The sequence below is a fragment of the Mycobacterium sp. E3339 genome, assembly GCF_001666915.1.
Lineage (GTDB): Bacteria > Actinomycetota > Actinomycetes > Mycobacteriales > Mycobacteriaceae > Mycobacterium.
The window spans coordinates 16,470-32,760 of record NZ_LZIZ01000248.1 but is presented as its reverse complement, the minus strand read 5'-3'; the positions used below and the strand labels follow the sequence as shown (position 1 = coordinate 32,760).

General features: G+C 68.3%; 18 protein-coding genes. 7 read left to right on the top strand and 11 right to left on the bottom strand.

The genetic code is table 11. The features are described 5' to 3' along the window. The first annotated feature begins 241 nt into the window (after positions 1–241). Genes A5702_RS23810 through A5702_RS23800 form a run of 3 tightly spaced genes read left to right on the top strand, consistent with a single transcriptional unit; the run spans position 242 to position 2,478 of the window. Positions 242–1,060 (top strand): SMP-30/gluconolactonase/LRE family protein, encoded by an 819-nt coding sequence (locus A5702_RS23810; protein ID WP_068224370.1) that lies wholly within the window; start codon positions 242–244, stop codon positions 1,058–1,060. A 16-nt stretch (positions 1,061–1,076) separates the two neighbouring features. Continuing rightward, entirely contained in the window at positions 1,077–1,913 is an 837-nt protein-coding gene (locus A5702_RS23805) for a thioesterase family protein (RefSeq protein WP_067822617.1), read from the top strand. 28 nt (positions 1,914–1,941) lie between these two features. Next, positions 1,942–2,478, top strand: coding sequence for a TetR/AcrR family transcriptional regulator (locus A5702_RS23800; RefSeq protein ID WP_055405091.1), 537 nt, complete (start codon positions 1,942–1,944; stop codon positions 2,476–2,478). Here the strand turns inward: A5702_RS23800 and A5702_RS23795 are convergent, their stop codons facing one another. From A5702_RS23795 to A5702_RS23780, 4 genes are all read right to left on the bottom strand, one after another. Next, positions 2,479–2,829 (bottom strand): hypothetical protein, encoded by a 351-nt coding sequence (locus A5702_RS23795; RefSeq protein WP_055405090.1) that lies wholly within the window; start codon positions 2,827–2,829, stop codon positions 2,479–2,481. A 30-nt stretch (positions 2,830–2,859) separates the two neighbouring features. Then, positions 2,860–4,200: an FAD-binding oxidoreductase gene (locus A5702_RS23790; protein ID WP_067822614.1), complete on the bottom strand. Its 1,341-nt coding sequence runs from the start codon at positions 4,198–4,200 to the stop codon at positions 2,860–2,862. 88 nt (positions 4,201–4,288) lie between these two features. Continuing rightward, positions 4,289–5,029, bottom strand: a complete 741-nt coding sequence (locus A5702_RS23785) for a glucose 1-dehydrogenase (protein WP_067270071.1) — start codon at positions 5,027–5,029, stop codon at positions 4,289–4,291. Between the two features lie 16 nt (positions 5,030–5,045). Beyond that, positions 5,046–6,146, bottom strand: coding sequence for a diacylglycerol kinase (locus A5702_RS23780; RefSeq protein WP_068224369.1), 1,101 nt, complete (start codon positions 6,144–6,146; stop codon positions 5,046–5,048). 109 nt (positions 6,147–6,255) lie between these two features. Here A5702_RS23780 and A5702_RS23775 point away from each other — a divergent pair, with 109 nt between their 5' ends. After that, positions 6,256–7,152, top strand: a complete 897-nt coding sequence (locus tag A5702_RS23775; RefSeq protein WP_068224368.1) for an alpha/beta hydrolase — start codon at positions 6,256–6,258, stop codon at positions 7,150–7,152. Here the strand turns inward: A5702_RS23775 and A5702_RS23770 are convergent. Then, positions 7,149–7,772, bottom strand: coding sequence for a TetR/AcrR family transcriptional regulator (locus A5702_RS23770; protein ID WP_055405132.1), 624 nt, complete (start codon positions 7,770–7,772; stop codon positions 7,149–7,151). The two genes, A5702_RS23775 and A5702_RS23770, sit on opposite strands and share 4 nt — an antisense overlap. A 165-nt stretch (positions 7,773–7,937) precedes the next feature. On the opposite strand from A5702_RS23770, the gene A5702_RS26550 reads away from it, so the two are divergent. Beyond that, the gene (locus A5702_RS26550) at positions 7,938–8,063 is read left to right on the top strand and encodes a hypothetical protein (RefSeq protein ID WP_156349705.1); all 126 of its coding nucleotides are present in this window, start codon (positions 7,938–7,940) and stop codon (positions 8,061–8,063) included. Between the two features lie 52 nt (positions 8,064–8,115). Here A5702_RS26550 and A5702_RS23765 read toward each other — a convergent pair whose 3' ends face one another. The 4 genes from A5702_RS23765 to A5702_RS23750 all read right to left on the bottom strand — a co-directional run bounded on the left by A5702_RS23765 (position 8,116) and on the right by A5702_RS23750 (position 11,646). Further along, positions 8,116–9,540 carry an NAD(P)(+) transhydrogenase (Re/Si-specific) subunit beta gene (locus A5702_RS23765; protein WP_067822602.1) on the bottom strand — a complete coding sequence of 475 codons (1,425 nt, stop codon included), beginning with the start codon at positions 9,538–9,540 and terminating at the stop codon, positions 8,116–8,118. Then, positions 9,537–9,866 carry an NAD(P) transhydrogenase subunit alpha gene (locus tag A5702_RS23760; protein ID WP_055405134.1) on the bottom strand — a complete coding sequence of 110 codons (330 nt, stop codon included), beginning with the start codon at positions 9,864–9,866 and terminating at the stop codon, positions 9,537–9,539. Before A5702_RS23760 ends, A5702_RS23765 begins: the two co-directional genes overlap by 4 nt. Before the next feature lie 2 nt (positions 9,867–9,868). Next, entirely contained in the window at positions 9,869–10,957 is a 1,089-nt protein-coding gene (locus tag A5702_RS23755) for a Re/Si-specific NAD(P)(+) transhydrogenase subunit alpha (protein ID WP_068224365.1), read from the bottom strand. A gap of 227 nt (positions 10,958–11,184) precedes the next feature. Continuing rightward, on the bottom strand, positions 11,185–11,646 hold the full coding sequence (locus A5702_RS23750; RefSeq protein WP_068224362.1) for a nuclear transport factor 2 family protein: 462 nt from the start codon (positions 11,644–11,646) through the stop codon (positions 11,185–11,187). A gap of 177 nt (positions 11,647–11,823) precedes the next feature. On the opposite strand from A5702_RS23750, the gene A5702_RS23745 reads away from it, so the two are divergent. Both A5702_RS23745 and A5702_RS23740 read left to right on the top strand, forming a co-directional pair. Continuing rightward, positions 11,824–13,044 carry an acyl-CoA dehydrogenase family protein gene (locus tag A5702_RS23745; protein WP_055405143.1) on the top strand — a complete coding sequence of 407 codons (1,221 nt, stop codon included), beginning with the start codon at positions 11,824–11,826 and terminating at the stop codon, positions 13,042–13,044. Continuing rightward, positions 13,037–13,861, top strand: a complete 825-nt coding sequence (locus A5702_RS23740) for a tyrosine-protein phosphatase (protein WP_055405137.1) — start codon at positions 13,037–13,039, stop codon at positions 13,859–13,861. The genes A5702_RS23745 and A5702_RS23740 overlap by 8 nt, the downstream gene beginning before the upstream one ends. A 3-nt stretch (positions 13,862–13,864) precedes the next feature. Here the strand turns inward: A5702_RS23740 and A5702_RS23735 are convergent, their stop codons facing one another. Together A5702_RS23735 and A5702_RS23730 are read right to left on the bottom strand one after the other, a co-directional pair. Beyond that, on the bottom strand, positions 13,865–14,728 hold the full coding sequence (locus tag A5702_RS23735) for an SDR family oxidoreductase (protein ID WP_067822599.1): 864 nt from the start codon (positions 14,726–14,728) through the stop codon (positions 13,865–13,867). Between the two features lie 51 nt (positions 14,729–14,779). Continuing rightward, complete coding sequence (locus A5702_RS23730) at positions 14,780–16,207, bottom strand: aldehyde dehydrogenase family protein (protein WP_055405139.1); 1,428 nt, start codon at positions 16,205–16,207, stop codon at positions 14,780–14,782. Between the last annotated feature and the right edge of the window lie 84 nt (positions 16,208–16,291).

Sequence of the window (16,291 nt, the reverse complement as noted above, 5' to 3'; positions counted from 1 at the left end):
AGCTCACGGCTCAGCGTGACACTTTGCGTAGGATTTGTAAAGCTTGGCTAACAAGGTGGTCCGGCGGCTCGATGGGACACCGAGGGGCGCAACACAATTGGGCGGCGCCTCCCGCGGTTGCGCATCCGCGTTCACGGGGCCCGCGGGGACCGGCCGTCGCGAGATTGACACCGGCACCCGCGGTGCATGACACTTTGGCGGTGTTTTGTAAAGCGGAAGCCGTGGTCAAAGGCGTGACCGGATGATTCCCGAACCGCTGGCCAACAGCTTCTGCTTCGGCGAGGGGCCACGCTGGTTCGAGGGGCTGCTGTGGTTCTCCGACATGTTGGGCGAGGCGGTCCACACCTCGACCATGGGTGGCTCGCTCACGACGTTGCCGCTGCCCGGGCACTCGCCCTCCGGCCTGGGTTTCCGCCCGGACGGATCGCTGCTGATCGTCTCGGCCGACGACCGCAAGGTGCTGCGCTACGACGGTGAAACCGTGGACACCGTCGCCGATCTCACCGAACTCGCGCCGGAAAACCTCGGGGACATGGTGATCGACGACGCGGGGCGCGCCTACATCGGGTGCCAGGCGCGGCACGGCGGGCGCATCATCCGCCTCGATCCCGACGACAGCGCCACCGTCGTCGCTGAAGACCTCGATTTTCCCAACGGCATGGTGATCACCCCGGACCGCGCCACCTTGATCGTCGCCGAGTCGATCGGCCGCCGGCTGACCGCGTTCACGATCGACTCCGACGGCGGCCTGGCCGACCGGCGGGTTTTCGCCGAGGGTCTGGACGGGCCGCCCGACGGCATCGCGCTCGACGCCGACGGCGCGGTGTGGGCGTCCATGACGCTGGCCCACCAATTCGAGCGGATCGTCGAGGGCGGGGCGGTGACCGACCGCATCGACATGGGCGAGCGGGTAGCGATCGCCTGCGCGCTCGGCGGCCCCGAGCGGCGCACGCTGTTCCTGTTGTCCAGCACGGACGCCTATCCCCAGCGGCTGGTCGGCACCCGGCTGTCCCGGCTGGATGCGGTCACGGTGACGACTCCCGGCGCCGGCCTGCCCTGAGGAAAGGTTGACGACGATGTCCGACTCCTATTACGAGCTAGTCGACGGCGCCGATCCGCTGGGCGAGAAGTTCCGGGCCACCGACCTGGCGCGGGGCACCTGGTCGGCCGCGATTCAGCACGGCGGGCCGGTGTCCGCGCTGCTGGTGCGGGCGCTCGAGCGGTGCGAACAGCGCGACGACACCCGCCTGTCGCGCGTCGTCATCGACCTGTTGGGCGGGGTGCCGGCCGAGGGGGACCTGTGGGTCGGGTCGCAGGTGCAGCGGGGCGGCAAGCAGATCGAACTGGTCACCGCCGAGATGCTGGCCCCCGGCCCCGATGGCGAGCCCCGGCCGGTGGCGCGCGCCAGCGGCTGGCGGCTACAGACGTTGGACACGCGCGCCGTGGCCCACGCCGCGCCCGAAATGCCGCGGCCGCGCGGCGAGGCGCGCAACCGCAACCTGAAGGCGCGGGATTGGGACCGCAACTACGTGCACAGCCTGGACTGGCTGTGGCTGACCGAACCGCTGAGCGAGGGGCCGGGCGAATCGTGGATCCACCCGACCGTGGACCTGGTCACCGGCGAGAGCATGACACCGCTGGAGCGGCTGTTCGCGGTGGCCGACTGCGCCAACGGCATCGGCAGCAAGTTGGACATCACCCGGTGGACCTTCCTCAACACCGACCTGGCCGTGCACGTGTTCCGGGTTCCCGACGGGGAGTGGATCGGGATCCGCGCCGAGACGAACTATGGCCCGGACGGCATCGGGACCACGGTCGGCACGTTGTTCGACGAGCAGGGGGCGGTGGGCGCCATCCAGCAGTCCGTGTTGGTGCGGCCGAGACCGCCCAAGCCTGGCCGGGAGGCGAAATGACGGTGAACGACTTCGTAGAGTTGCACTTATGAGCAGTCCGGCCCAGACCGCAGAGCCCGACACCTCGACGCGGCAGCGCATCCTCGATGCCACCGCCGAGGTGCTCGGCCGCAACGGCAAGACCAAGCTCAGCCTGTCCGACGTCGCCGCGCAGGCCGGGGTCTCGCGCCCGACGCTGTACCGCTGGTTCGCGTCGAAAGAGGAGCTGCTGTCGGCCTTTTCGAGTTACGAGCGACAGATCTTCGAAAGCGGCCTGGTGCGGGCCACCGCGGGGTTGAAGGGCGTCGACAAGCTCGACGCCGTGCTGCGGTTCATCGTGGAATACCAACATTCGTACTCCGGGGTGCGCATGGTCGACGTCGAGCCCGAACACACCATCGCCCAGTTCGGTGGGGTCATCCCGCAGATGCGGGAGGGCCTGCAGCGCCACCTGCCCGGACCCAACGCCGCGGTGAAGGCGGCGACCGTGATCCGGATCGCGATCTCGCACTACATCGTGCCCAGCGACGATGCCGATCAGTTCCTGGCGCAGCTGCGGCACGCGGTCGGGATCAAGGGTTCGTGATCAGTCGAGCCGCACCGCGACCTTGACGCGGCCCTTCTCGTCTCGGCTGGCGATCGCGTGTCCGGTGCGGTCCGCGCCGTCGAAGTTCAGCAGCGTGATCGGCCCGCCCGCGCCGAGAAAGTTTCGCCACCATGTCTTGCTATCGGGCGACATGACGTTGATGACGATGCCGTCGCCGGAACGGCGATACCCGACCGGGGTCTGAATCGTCTTGCCCGAACGCCTGCCGACGTAGCGGATCTTGATCAGCCCGCGTCGTACCAGTCGCCCGACGACGGGCGCGTCGATCATGCCATTGAAGAAATTGTTGACGATTCGGTTGACGGGTGTGTCGAAGATCCCGGATGCCATGGACGCCAGCGTATGTCAGGCGACCTCCGGCTAGTCGAAGAGCACCGCGGCGTTGAGGTAGCCGGTCGGGTCCAGCGCGGCCTTGATGGTCCGCATCGCCGCGATGTCCGCCAGCTCGCGTGACATGCCCATGTAGTGCCGCTTGCGGGTGCCGACGCCGTGCTCGGAGCTGACGTTGCCACCGGATCGCGCGATCAGTTCCATCATCGGCTCGTAGAGTGCCCGCTCCCGGTCGACCGGGCAGCGCAGCACGTTGAGATGCAGGTTGCCCTCGCCGATGTGGCCGAACAGTACGGGCAGCGCATCCGGCGCGTGCGTCCCGACCAAATCGACTGCGGCTCGGGCGAATTCGTCGATCGACGACAGCGGCAACGAGACGTCGAACTTCAGCGGCGGCCCGTACACGCCGAGCACCTCGGCGAGCGACTCGCGCAACTGCCACAACCGTTGCTGCGCAGCCACATCCACGCCGACCGCGGGCGCGGAGCACATCCGCGCTCCGTCGAGCAGGTCGGCGAGCCGGTCCGTCTGGTCCTGGTCGGCGGCGAGTTCCACCAGCAGCAGCCAGTCGCCGTCGACGGGGGCACCCACGCCGACGTGTTCGCCGGTGAGCGCGGCGGCCCGGCCGTCGATCAATTCCAGCGCCGCTATGCCGTCGGTGTCCCGGAACGTCCGGCCCGCGTCCACCAGCGCCGCCAGGTCGTCGAACCCGCACACCGCCGTCACCCGCCGCGCGGGGGTGGGGTGCAGGCGCAGATCCAGCGAGGTGATCACGCCCAGGGTGCCCTCGGCGCCGACGAACAACGCCGACAGGTCGTAGCCGGTGTTGTCAAGGCGCACCCGGCTGTGCCGGCGCAGCAGCGAACCGTCGGGCAGGGCGACCTCCAGGCCGACGACCTGTTCGCCCATGTTGCCGTAGCGGACCGTGCGCAGCCCGCCGGCGTTCGTCGACGCCATCCCCCCGACGGTCGCCGTGTCCCGGGCGGCCAAATCCACGCCGAACAGCAGGCCCGCGCCGCCCGCGGCCCGCTGCACCGCGGCGAGTGTGGCGCCGGCGCCCGCCCGGATCCGGCGCTCGACGGTGTCGACGTCATCGAGGGCGTGCAGCCGCTCGGTGGACAGCAGCACGTCGTCGTGCTCCGGGACGGTGCCGGCCACCAGCGAGGTGCGCCCGCCCTGGACGGTGACGTGCGCCCCCGCGTCCCGGCACAGCCGCAACACCGCGGCGACCTGCTCGGCCGAACCCGGGCGCACCAGCGCGCTCGCCCGGCCCCGATAACGACCGGTGTGGTCGACGCTGCGGCCCGCGAGCACGTCGGGATCGGTGACGACGTGGTTCGATCCCACTACCTCGGCCAGGCTACGCAGCATTGACACCATCCCCTACGCCGAACGTGCACTGAAGGCGAAAAATTAGCCTAATTCTCGCCGTGAGTGCACGTTCGGTGACGAACCGAGGCTAAAACTCCTTGTGCGGCACGTCGGTCACCAGGCCGCCGTCCATGACGAACTCGCTGCCCGTCGAGTAGGACGACTCGTCGCTGGCCAGGAACAGGATGAACGTCGAGACCTCCCGCGACTCGGCCGGGCGGCCGAGCGGAATCGTCACCATGTCCTCGGGCAGATGCTGGGTCATCGGGGTGCGGATGAAGCCGGGGTGCACGGAGTTGACGCGGATGTTGTGCGGCGCCAGCTCCAGCGCCGCGGACTTCGCCAGCCCGCGCACCCCCCACTTGGAGGCGACGTACGGGTGCACCATGGGCGCGCCGCGCAGGCCCTCGATCGAGGACACGTTGATGATCGAGCCGCCGCCCGCCGCGATCATCGGCTCGACCGCCGCGCGCATGCCCAGGAAGGTTCCGGTCAGGTTGACGTCAATCACCTTCTGCCACTTGGCCAGATCGAAACTCTTCAGCGGCCCGAGCGCGACGGTCCCGGCGTTGTTGACCAACACGTTGAGCTTGCCGAATTCGCTGACCGCGGTCTCGACGGCGGCGTCCCACTGGTCGGGCTGGGTGACGTCGAGGTGGACGTAGCGGACCGAATCGCCGATCTCGTCGGCAACCGCCTTGCCCTCGTCGTCGAGGATGTCGCCGATCACCACCTTGGCGCCCTCGGACGCCAGCAGCCGCGCATGCTCGGCGCCCATCCCCCGGGCGCCCCCGCTGATCAGCGCAACCTTGCCTTCTACCCGTCCCACAGGGACTCCTTTCGATTTAGGTGCTCACCAAAGTGCTTGGTGCGTACAGGCCTTTGCCGGTCACCAGCGGCAGGTCCAGCGTCGTGCGGATGCCGGGCGGTGCCGCGATGACGGCGGGAATGGCGTTGACGATGCGACCCGCGGCGCCGGCGATCGCGGCGTGGTTGTGGTCGCCCTTGCGGCTGCTCGGAATGATGTCGACGGCATAAGACGGCTCGCCGGTGATCTCGATGCGGTAGGAGCCGTCGCCGGACGCGGGCTGGGGCAGATCGGGTCGCAGGTCCGGCCGCAGCCGGGTCACGTGCTCGATGACGATGGCGGGGTGGCCGTCGACCATGCCGCGGATCTCGAATTGCAGCACGGCCACGGTGCCCTTGGCGACGCGTCCCACCGCGATGTCGAAATCCTCCGGCGCCGGCTCGCGCTGGTAGGACTCGGTGATCTCGTCGACCTCGATGCCCAGCCCGGCCGCCAGCTGGCGGATCGCGGTGCCCCACGCGATCGACAGGATGCCCGGTTGCAGCAGCATCGGGATTTCGTCCATGGGTCGGCCGAATCCCATGTAATGCATCACCTCTGCGCCGGCGTAGCTGGCGTAGTCGTGGATCTCCATGCAGCGCACCTGCTCGACGCGCTGGCAGGTCCCGGCGAGCGCGAACGGGATCAGGTCGTTCGCGAATCCGGGGTCGACACCGCTGATGAAAATGCTCGAATACCCTTGCCTGGCAGCATCTTCGACCCGGCCGATGTACTTCTCGGGCATCACGCCCCACGGGTATTGCAACAGCCCGGGCGAGGAGCCGACGACATTGACGCCGGCGGCCAGGACGCGCATGACGTCGGCCATCGCGTCGGGCAGCCGGGTGTCGCCCATGGCGCAATAGACGACACACTCGGGCTGGGTGGCGAGCAGCGCGTCGAGGTCGGAGACGGCCGTGACACCGGTGACCACACCGCGCTCCAAACCGACGCCGCACAGTTCGCCGGCGTCCTTACCGACCTTCTCGGGGGTGGAGACACACACCGCGGTCAACTCGAACTGGGGGTTGGTGATGAGTTCGGCGAGCGCCAACCCTCCGACGTTTCCGGTACCGACGTGCGCGACGCGGATCGCCATGAGAGTCTCCGTTCGTTGAGCGCTCAAAACTTTTCTAGACAGTAGTCCATTAAATTCGCGGCGCATACCGGCGGACCCGTCGCGGTGACGCGGGCAGAATGACTGACTGATGACACAACGCGAAGACGTCCAGTTCCCATCCGGGGGCGATCTGATCAGCGCCTGGCTCTACCGGCCGCCGGGCAGTGGGCCCGCGCCGCTGCTGGTGATGGCGCACGGCCTCGCCGGGGTGCGGACCATGCGCCTGGACGCCTACGCCGAACGCTTCAGCGCGGCCGGCTACGCCTGCCTGGTGTTCGACTACCGCAACTTCGGTGACAGCGAGGGCCACCCACGCCAACTGCTCGACATCGGGCTGCAACTCGCCGACTGGGCCGCGGCCGTCAGCTACGCCCGCACCATCCCCGGAATCGACACCGCTCGAATCGCGTTGTGGGGCACGTCTTTTAGCGGCGGCCATGTGATCACCACGGCGGCCCGCCACCCCGACATCGCCGCCGCCGTGGTGCAATGCCCCTTCACCGACGCCAGAGCGTCGATAGGAACGCTGAACCCGCTGATCTTCATGCGCGTCGGCACGTTGGCCGCCCGCGACCTCCTCGCCGCCCGGCTCGGCAAAGCACCGGTGATGGTTCCCGCGGTGGGGCGACCGGGCGAGGTGGCGCTGATGACCACCCCCGACGCGTACCCGGGTTTTTTACGACTGGTGCCCGACGGCGCGGACATCCCTTCGGACGTGGCGGCCCGGATCGCGTTGAAAATCATGACCTATCGGCCCGGGCGCCGCACCCCCGACATCGGCTGCCCGATCCTGTTCTGCGTGTGCGAGGCCGACTCGGTGGCCCCCGCGGCGGCGACGCTGCGGCACGCGGCCAAGGCCCCGCGCGGGGAGATCAAGGTATATCCCGAGGGCCATTTCGCGATCTACGTCGACGAGGCCTTCGACCGCGTGGTGGCCGACCAGCTCGCCTTCCTGGACAAGCACCTGAAGGGCGCGCAAGCCTAGGGCCCCAGCGGGGAACTCGTGCGGATCCCCTCGTCGCGGATCAGGCCGCGCAGCAGCGCGGTGCTGAATTCGGCGGCGATCTCCTTGGCGCTGCGGCGGCCGCTAGGCCGCAACCACCGGTAGGCGCCGAGCGTCATGCCGATGTAGCCGAGCGCCAGGACGTGCGAATCGCACTGGTAGAACTCGCCGCTGGCGATGCCGCGATCGATGAGCCCGTGGACGTGCTCGTAGACCTGCGTTTCCTTCTCCCGGACCGCGGCCACCTGCTCCTCGGTGAACCACTCGGTGATGTAGGGCGCCTCCTGGAAGTAGACGGCGGCCCGCTCCGGGTTGGCCGCGATGCCGGTGAGCAGGCGAACCGTGTACTGGTAGAGCGCCTCACGGGCCGTCCAGGACGGATCGTCGTGGACGGCGGCCAGCGTGCCCTCGGCGGCCTGCTGATAGATGTCGTACAGGATCAGCGACTTGCTGGCGTAGTAGTGGTAGACCGTCGCCTTGTTCAGGCCGATCACGTCGGCGACGTCATCCATCCGGGTGCCGTGGTAGCCGCGGGCGGCGAAGAGCTTGGTGGCGACGGCCAGCAATTCCTCGCGCCGGGTCAGTCCGTTCTCGGATGGCATCTGTACTCGCAATCGTCACTGCCGGGCGGGACGCTGGGGTGCCGGGCAAGTCCAATTATCAATCAACTGGTTGGACAGTTTAGGCAAACGCCGGGTGTCACCCCGACGAGGATGGGACTAGACTCGCCTGAAGAAAGCTCAAGTCGCGACTGGAGGGGTGTCTTCATGGATCCGAGCCCGGACTATGACATGAGCGACGAGATCGAGTTCTTCTTCCGCTACGTCCCGTGGGGCCTGCGCGGCGTCGTCGACGGCAACGGCTATCCGCCGCCCGCCTACCCTCCGGTTTAGACCCTCTGGCGGTGACCCGCAGCGCCCGGCTCCGCTGCGCTTGCGATCACCGCTAAAGCGCCTTCAGTTCCTCGGCGACCTCTGTCACCGATTTCTTCGCGTCCCCGAACAGCATCGTCGTCCCGTCGGCGTAGAACAGCGGGTTGTCGATGCCCGCGAACCCCGAGTTCATCGACCGCTTGAGCACGATCACCGACTTGGCCTTGTCCACGTTCAGGATGGGCATGCCGTAAATCGGGCTGGATTGCTCGTTGCGGGCCGCCGGGTTGGTGACGTCGTTGGCGCCGATGACGATCGCGACGTCGGTGCGGGCGAATTCGTCGTTGATGTCGTCCATGTCCTTCATCGCGTCGTAATCCACCTCGGCCTCGGCCAGCAGCACGTTCATGTGTCCGGGCATCCGGCCGGCCACCGGGTGGATCGCGTACTTCACCGGCACGCCCTTGTCCTCCAGCAGCGACGCCATGTCCTTGACCGCGTGCTGCGCCTGCGCGACGGCCAGCCCGTAGCCGGGCACCACGATCACCTGGTTGGCGTAGGCCATCTGAATCGCGGCGTCGGCGGCCGAGGTGGCCTTGACGTGCTTGTCGCCGCCGCCGTCACCGCTGGGTGCCACACCGCCACCGCCGAAACCGCCGGCGACGATCGCGGGAATCGAGCGGTTCATCGCCTTGGCCATCAGGTTGGTCAGGATCGAACCCGACGCGCCGACGATCATGCCGGCCACGATCATCGCGGTGTTGTTCAGCGCCAGGCCGGCCGCCGCGGCCGACAACCCGGTCATCGCGTTGAGCAGCGAGATCACCACCGGCATGTCGGCGCCGCCGATGGGCAGCACCACCATCAGGCCGAGCACACCGGCCGCGGCCAGCAGGCCGACCATCCACCACAGCGACACCCCACCCGTGCCGGGATGCGCGCCCAGGCCGATGACCACCGCCGCCGCCACCGCCGCAACGAGCAGCAGCACGTTGATGGGTTGCTGGGCCTTCCCGAAGCCGATCGGTGATCCCGAGATGATCTCCTGCAGCTTGCCGAACGCGATGATCGAACCCCAGAACGAGATCGACCCGATGATCGCGGCGAACAAAGACGCCACCACGATGTGCACGGTCGGCGACTCACCATGCTGGAACGCCGAAAAGCCGCTCGTCTCAATGAATTCCGCCAGCGCGATCAGCGCGACCGTGCCGCCGCCCACGCCGTTGAAGAACGCCACCAGTTGCGGCATGGCGGTCATCTTGGTCAACCGCGCCGGCGGGACGCCGAGCAGGACGCCCACCACCAGGCCGGCGATGATCAGCACCCACGACTCGGTGTGCCGGATCTTGATCAGCGTCGCCGTCACGGCCAGCGCCATGCCGACCGCGGCGATCAGGTTGCCCCGCACCGCGGTCTTGGGCCCGGTCAGGCCCATCAAGCCGTAGATGAAAAGGGCGAACGAAACGATGTAGAGGACGGTGACGAGGTAGTTCATTTCGCCGCCAGATCCTCGGTCTTGACGGGCGCCACCTTCTTCTTGCCCTTGAACATGCCCAGCATCCGGTCGGTGACGATGAAACCGCCGATGACGTTCAGCGTGCCGAACACCACCGCGACGAACAGGATGATCTGCACGGCCAGCGACGGGTGCTCGACCTCGCCGAACACCACCAGGGCGCCGAGCACCACGATCCCGTGAATGGCGTTGGTGCCCGACATCAGCGGGGTGTGCAGCGTGTTGGGCACTTTGGAGATGACCGCGAACCCGACGAACCCGGACAGCACCAGGATCGCCAGATTGGCCAACAGCTCGTCGTACATGTCTAGGTTCCTTCTCGAGTGACGCAGGACGCCGCGATCACTTCGTCGTCGAAGTCGGGGGCCAGTTTGCCGTCGGTGATCAACAGGTCCAGGAGCGCCGTGATGTTCTTGCTGTAGAGCTCGCTGGCGTGCTCGGGCATGGTCGCCGGCAGGTTCAGCGGCGAGGCGATGGTCACGTCGTGCTTGACGACGGTCTGGCCGGGTTCGGTGAGTTCGCAGTTGCCCCCGGTCTCCCCCGCCAGGTCGACCACCACGCTGCCGGGCTTCATCGACTCCACCGCCGCGGCGGTCACCAGGCGCGGCGCGGGCCGCCCGGGGACCAGCGCGGTGGTGATCACCACGTCGAACCCGGCGATCGCCTTCTCCAGCGACTCCTGCTGCTGGGCGCGCTCGGCTTCGGTGAGTTCGCGGGCGTAGCCGCCCTCCCCGGCCGCGTCGATCCCGAGGTCCAGCCATTGCGCGCCGACCGAGCGGACCTGGTCGGCCACCTCCGGGCGCACGTCGTAACCGGAGGTGCGCGCGCCCAGCCGCTTGGCCGTGGCCAGCGCCTGCAGGCCGGCCACGCCGACGCCCAGGACCAGCACGCTGGCCGGCTTCACGGTGCCCGCCGCGGTCGTCAGCATGGGGAAGAACCGGGTCGACTCGGACGCGGCCAGCAGCACGGCCTTATAGCCGGCGACGTTGGCCTGCGACGACAGCGCGTCCATGACCTGGGCGCGCGAGATCCGCGGGATGGCCTCCAGCGCGAACGCCTGCACGCCGGCCTCGGTGAGCGCGCCGATCGAGTTGTCGGCGTTGCGCGGGGCCAGGAACCCGATCAGGGTCTGGCCGTTGCGCAGCTTGGCGACCTCTTCCTTGGTCGGCGGCGCCACCTTCACGACGATGTCCGCCGACCAGGCGTCCCCGATGCTGGCGCCGGCCTCGCTGTAGAGCTGGTCGGGAAGCAACGCGCCTTCGCCCGCTCCCGATTCGACCACCACCGCGACTCCGCTGCTGATCAGCGACGCGACCGCCTTGGGCACCAGCGCGACGCGCCGTTCGTCGGCCGCGGACTCGGCGACCACCCCTACCGTCGTCTGCGCATCTGTCATGGCGCGTACATCTGCTTTCCCGCACTTTCCTGCCGTTTGACTGTGCCGCTGGCTGGCCGCACGCTTCGCTACCTTAACGCCTGCCGGATTTCGGCCCGGCCGTGCGATGGACCGGGGCCCGATACCCCTGGCGCGGCCGTTCAACTCATCGATGGTTCGCTACCCGCGGCGCGCGCAGTACCGCCCGCCGAGTTGTGGAGTCACACGCCGGCGTTGTGGCCGTCCCGCTACCAGAGCGGGATGTCCCGGCCGTGCTCCGCCGGCGGGCGGGGCCCGAAGTAGCGGCGCTCGGACTCGTCGATCCGCACGTCGTTGATGCTGGCCTCGCGGCGCGCCATCAAGCCCGACGGGGTGAACTCCCACAGCTCGTTGCCGTAGCTGCGGTACCACTGTCCGGCCTTATCGCGGCATTCGTATTGAAAGCGCACGGCGATGCGGTTGTCGTGGAAGTCCCACAAGCTTTTTCGCAACGCGTAGTCGAGCTCGCGCCGCCATTTGCGGGTCAGAAACGCGACGATCTCCTCGCGCCCGACGACGTGTTCGTCGCGGTTGCGCCATTGGGAGTCGGGCGTGTACGCCAGGCTCACCTGGTGCGGGTCGCGGGTGTTCCAGGCGTCCTCGGCGGCCTGCACCTTCTGCAGCGCCGTCTCGCGGGTGAACGGCGGGAACGGCGGGCGGGATTCGGTCATGGCTCCCATGGTGCGCGACGGGAATCGCGACCGCCCGCCACACCGCGAGACTGAAACCACGCACGCCCTTCACGGCGTGTCATGTGCGAGGTTTCAGTGTCGCGAAGGTGAACCATTGAGGCTCGCCATATGGGCCGTCCTGACACGTGTCCTATCGTGACGGTCATGGACTTCGCGATGTCGGCCAAAGCCAACGACTACCACAAGCGACTGTCCGACTTCATGACCGAGTACGTCTTTCCGGCCGAGGCCGAATACGACAAGTACCGGCACGAGGCCGGCCCCAGCGATCACACCGTCCCGCCGGTCATCGAGCGGCTGAAGGCCAAGGCCAAAGAGCAAGGCCTGTGGAACCTGTTCCTGCCCGCCGAGTCCGGCCTCACCAACCTCGAGTACGCACCGCTGGCCGAGCTCACCGGCTGGAGCCTGGAGATCGCGCCCGAGGCGCTCAATTGCGCGGCGCCCGACACCGGCAACATGGAGACGTTGCATCTGTTCGCCACCGAGGAGCAGCGCAAGCAGTGGCTGGAGCCGTTGCTGAACGGCGAGATTCGCAGCGCCTTCTCCATGACCGAGCCGGCGGTCGCCAGCAGCGACGCGCGCAACATCGAGACCTCCATCGTGCGCGATGGCGGCGACTACGTGATCAACGGGCGCAAGTGGTGGACCTCGGGCGCGGCGGACCCTCGGTGCAAGATCCTGATCGTGATGGGCCGCACCAACCCCGAGGCGGCCAGCCACCAGCAACAGTCGATGGTGCTGGTGCCCATCGACACCCCGGGCGTGAACGTGGTTCGGTCGACGACCGTTTTCGGCTACCAGGACCAGCCCGGGCATTGCGAGATCATCTACGACAACGTCCGGGTACCGGTCACCAACCTGCTCGGCGAAGAGGGCGGGGGTTTCGCGATCGCCCAGGCCCGGCTCGGTCCCGGCCGGATCCACCACTGCATGCGCGCCCTCGGCGGCGCCGAACGCGCGCTGGCCCTGATGGTGGACCGCGCCCGTAACCGGGTGGCGTTCGGCCGGCCGCTGGCCGAGCAGGGCGTGGTGCGTGAGGCAATCGCCAAGTCGCGCAACGAGATCGACCAGGCCCGGCTGCTGTGCGAGAAGGCGGCGTGGACCATCGACCAGCACGGCAACCGCGCCGCTCACCTGCTGGTCTCGCAGATCAAGGCGGTGGCGCCCCAGGTGGCCTGCGATGTCATCGACCGCGCGATCCAGGTGCACGGGGCCGCCGGCGTCAGCGAGGACACCGTGCTGGCCCGGTCCTACGGCTGGCATCGGGCCATGCGCCTGTTCGACGGCCCGGACGAGGTGCACATGCGGACCATCGCGCGCGCCGAGATCGGCCGGGAGAAGTCACCGCTCGCCGCGGCGGTCACCGCACATGACTGAAACCCTGCGGGAGCTGTCCGGCGCGTGGAACTTTCGCGATGTCGCCGACGAGACGCCGGGGCTTCGTCCCGGCCGGCTGTTCCGGTCCGGTGAGCTGAGCCGCCTCGACGACGAGGGCCGCGCGACGCTGCGCGAGTTGGGTATCACCGACGTCGCCGACCTGCGCGCCGCACGCGAGGTGGCCCGCCGCGGCCCCGGCCTGGTTCCCGACGGCGTCCAGATCCACTTGTTGCCCTTTCCCGACCTGGGCGACGAGGAGCCGAGTGAGGACGAGGCGCCACACGAAACCGCGTTTCGGCGGCTGTTCGAGAACGATCCCGACCAATCCGACGAAGCCGTCAACGAGGCCGCCGTCCGGCACATGATCGACGAATACCGGCAATTCCCGTTTCGCAACGGGGCGCAACGCGCTGTGCAGCATGTCTTTTCGTTGCTGGCGGCCGGGCGTCCGGTGCTCACCCACTGCTTCGCGGGCAAGGACCGCACCGGTTTCGTGATCGCCACGGTGCTGGAAACGGTCGGCGTCGATCGCGACACCATCGTCGCCGACTACCTGCGCAGCAACGCCGCGGTACCCCAGCTGCGGGACCACATCTACGAGATGATCCAGCAGCGTTCCGACGTCGAACTGACGCCGGAGGTCGTCACGTTCACCAAGGCGCGGCTCGCCGACGGTGTGCTCGGCGTGCGCCCGGAGTATCTGGCCGCCGCGCGCCAAGCGATCGACGAGGCGCACGGCTCGCTCGACGCGTACCTGCGGGACGCGGGCATTGCGCAGGCGGATGTGGACCGCCTGCGCAACGAACTGCTTGCCTAACCGCTACCCGAGCTTGAAGTTGGCCGGCTGGGCCGCCGAGAGGTCGTCGATCTGCGACCAGTGCGAGGCGACGTCCTCGACCGTGGGCGGCTTGTCGAAGTTGGCGCCCTCGTTCTGGAACAGCGCCACCCGCTGCACCTTTCCGCCGCCGACCACGAAAACCGAAGCGGTGTTGGGGTTTTCCTCGGTGCACAGGTAGGCCACCACCGGCGCGACGTACTCGGGCGTCAGCTTCTCGAGCACCTCCTTGGGCAGGATGTCCTCGGTCATCCTGGTGGCCGCGATCGGGGCGACGGCGTTGGCGTGGATGTTGTACTTCGCGCCCTCCTGCGCCAGCGTGTTGATCATGCCGACCAGGCCGAGCTTGGCGGCGCCGTAGTTGGTCTGCCCGAAGTTGCCGAACAGGCCGCTGGTGGAGGTGGCGACGACGACCCGGCCGTAGCTCTGCTCGCGGAAGTGCGGCCACGCGGCGCGCAGCACGTTGTACCCGCCGTACAGGTGCACCTTGAGCACGGCGTCCCAGTTCTCGTAGGTCATCTTGTGGAAGGTGCCGTCCCGCAGGATGCCCGCGTTGCTCACCACGCCGTGCACGGCGCCGAACTCGTCGAGCGCCGTCTTGATGATGTTCTCGGCGCCCTCGGGGTCGGCGACGCTGTCGTAGTTGGCGGCCGCCCGGCCACCCGCGTCCTTGATCTCCTTGACCACCTCGTCGGCCATGTTGTGGCCGGCACCGGTACCGTCACGCGCACCGCCGAGGTCGTTCACGATGACGCTGGCGCCTTCGGCGGCGAGGGTGAGGGCGTATTCGCGGCCCAGTCCCCCGCCGGCTCCGGTGACGACGATGACGCGATCCTGCACTCCGGGCATAAGGTTCCTCTCTAAGTGTGAAAAGTACTGCCTAGCAGGTGATTCGAATGATCAGAACATCCTGCGGGCCATCTTCATGGCGCGCTCGGTGTACGGCGGGTAGATGAAGCTGGACAGGTCGGGCCGGGTGGGCTTGGTGAGCACCGACTTGCGGTGGCTGAACTCCTCGAAGCCGTACCGGCCGTGGTAGGCGCCCATCCCCGACGCGCCCACACCGCCGAACGGCAGCTTGGCCGTCGACACCTGGAAGGCCAAGTGGTTGACCAGCATGCCGCCGGCCGGCACCTCCTTGATCACCCGCTCGCGGGTTTCCCGCGTCTTGGTGAACAGGTAGGCCGACAGCGGCTTGGGTCGCGCGTTGATGAAACGTATTGCGTCATCCAGGGATTGGACCGTCACCACTGGCAGCACCGGCCCGAAGATCTCGTTCTGCATCAGCGGGCCGTTCGGGTCGGGGTCGACGACGACGGCGGGCTGGATGCGCAGGCTCGCCGCGTCGCACGCCCCGCCGACGGCCACCTTGCCGTCCCCGCTGGCGAGGTAGCCGCTGATCCGGTCGAATTGACGCTGGTTGACGATCCGCATCCCGTTGGGCTTGTCCGAGGTGAACTTCGTGATGGCGGCGCCGATCTTGCTCACCAGTTCGTCGCGAATCTTGGCGTCCGCCAACACATAATCGGGGGCCACGCAGGTCTGCCCGGCGTTCAGCAGCTTCATCCAGGCGATGCGCTTGGCCGCCACGTCCACGTCGGCGTCGGCCGCCACGATCACCGGGCTCTTGCCGCCGAGCTCGAGCGTGCACGGGGTCAGGTGGGGCGCGGCGCCCTCGTAGACCTTGCGACCAATCTCGGTGCCACCGGTGAACAGCAGGCGGTCCAGCCCCTGCGCGATCAGCTCCTGGCTGACCGAACCGTCGCCCTCGACCACCGCGATCGCGTCGCTGTCGAGGTACTTGGGCACCAGCTCGGCCATCAGGTGCGCGGACGCCGCGGCGATCTCCGAGGGCTTGAGGATCACGGCGTTGCCCGCCGCGATGGCGCCGACGGCGGGGCCCAGGGTCAGGTAGAACGGGTAGTTCCACGCGCCGATGATCAGCACGGTGCCGTACGGCTCGTATTCGATCCAGCCGCGGCCCGGCAGCTGCGGCACCTCGAGCAGCTGGTAGCGGCGGCGCGTCCACCGGCGCACCCGCTTGGCCGCGTACTTCGCCTCGCCGGCGGTGGTGGCGATGTCGGCGATGAACGCCTCGAACGGGCTGCGGTCCAGGTCCTCGGCGAGAGCGTCGGCGATGGCCGCCTCGTTCTCCTCCATCAGCTTGGCCAGTTGCAGCAGTTGCCGCTTGCGCCACTCGATGTCGCGGGTGCGCCCGGTGGCGAAGGTCTTGCGGAGCCGGGCCACCGTGGCGGGAACGTCGACCTGCTGCGCGGTCGGCGCGCCATTGGTGACGGATGTCTTGGGTGTAACCGATTCGGTGGTCATCGTTGTCCTTCCCCTGCTTCGGTCATCCCGAGGGGCGCCCGCCGCTGGCCGCGCAAGCGCTCATGGGTGATAACCGCGATCCTA

Bases quoted from the DNA above. Each gene is read 5' to 3' on its own strand.
- A5702_RS26550 (WP_156349705.1), top strand. From the start codon at position 7,938: ATGGATCCGAGCCCGGACTATGACATGAGCGACGAGATCGAGTTCTTC.
- A5702_RS23755 (WP_068224365.1), bottom strand. From the start codon at position 10,957: ATGACAGATGCGCAGACGACGGTAGGGGTGGTCGCCGAGTCCGCGGCC.
- A5702_RS23760 (WP_055405134.1), bottom strand. From the start codon at position 9,866: ATGTACGACGAGCTGTTGGCCAATCTGGCGATCCTGGTGCTGTCCGGG.
- A5702_RS23765 (WP_067822602.1), bottom strand. From the start codon at position 9,540: ATGAACTACCTCGTCACCGTCCTCTACATCGTTTCGTTCGCCCTTTTC.
- A5702_RS23795 (WP_055405090.1), bottom strand. From the start codon at position 2,829: ATGGCATCCGGGATCTTCGACACACCCGTCAACCGAATCGTCAACAAT.
- A5702_RS23810 (WP_068224370.1), top strand. From the start codon at position 242: ATGATTCCCGAACCGCTGGCCAACAGCTTCTGCTTCGGCGAGGGGCCA.
- A5702_RS23735 (WP_067822599.1), bottom strand. From the start codon at position 14,728: ATGCCCGGAGTGCAGGATCGCGTCATCGTCGTCACCGGAGCCGGCGGG.
- A5702_RS23750 (WP_068224362.1), bottom strand. From the start codon at position 11,646: ATGACCGAATCCCGCCCGCCGTTCCCGCCGTTCACCCGCGAGACGGCG.
- A5702_RS23770 (WP_055405132.1), bottom strand. From the start codon at position 7,772: ATGCCATCCGAGAACGGACTGACCCGGCGCGAGGAATTGCTGGCCGTC.
- A5702_RS23800 (WP_055405091.1), top strand. From the start codon at position 1,942: ATGAGCAGTCCGGCCCAGACCGCAGAGCCCGACACCTCGACGCGGCAG.
- A5702_RS23730 (WP_055405139.1), bottom strand. From the start codon at position 16,207: ATGACCACCGAATCGGTTACACCCAAGACATCCGTCACCAATGGCGCG.
- A5702_RS23775 (WP_068224368.1), top strand. From the start codon at position 6,256: ATGACACAACGCGAAGACGTCCAGTTCCCATCCGGGGGCGATCTGATC.
- A5702_RS23740 (WP_055405137.1), top strand. From the start codon at position 13,037: ATGACTGAAACCCTGCGGGAGCTGTCCGGCGCGTGGAACTTTCGCGAT.
- A5702_RS23790 (WP_067822614.1), bottom strand. From the start codon at position 4,200: ATGCTGCGTAGCCTGGCCGAGGTAGTGGGATCGAACCACGTCGTCACC.
- A5702_RS23805 (WP_067822617.1), top strand. From the start codon at position 1,077: ATGTCCGACTCCTATTACGAGCTAGTCGACGGCGCCGATCCGCTGGGC.
- A5702_RS23745 (WP_055405143.1), top strand. From the start codon at position 11,824: ATGTCGGCCAAAGCCAACGACTACCACAAGCGACTGTCCGACTTCATG.
- A5702_RS23780 (WP_068224369.1), bottom strand. From the start codon at position 6,146: ATGGCGATCCGCGTCGCGCACGTCGGTACCGGAAACGTCGGAGGGTTG.